The organism is Nocardioides abyssi, assembly GCF_030412915.1.
Lineage (GTDB): Bacteria > Actinomycetota > Actinomycetes > Propionibacteriales > Nocardioidaceae > Nocardioides > Nocardioides abyssi.
Genome location: NZ_JAUHJR010000322.1, coordinates 1 through 210, shown reverse-complemented (window position 1 = coordinate 210; position 210 = coordinate 1). Strand labels below are relative to the sequence as shown.

1 protein-coding gene is annotated in these 210 nt (G+C 77.6%); it reads right to left on the bottom strand.

Annotated features, from left to right (window positions below):
- The coding region (locus tag QWY29_RS20885; protein ID WP_439117468.1) for a hypothetical protein at nt 1-210 on the bottom strand (210 nt) is incomplete at both ends.

Genomic DNA, 210 nt, shown 5'->3' with positions numbered 1-210 from the left:
GTCGGCCGGCCCGCCCCGTCCACGACGACCAACCCGCCCGGCACGTCGGTCGGGGCGTCGGCCAGGCCGAGGTCGGCGAGCACGGCGGAGGAGACGACGCACATGTGGCCCGTGGTGTGCTTGAGCCAGACCCGGCGGCCGCCGGCGGCCCGGTCGAGCGCGTCGCGGTCGGGGTGGGCGCCGATCTTGTTCTCGTCGTAGCCCGCGCCG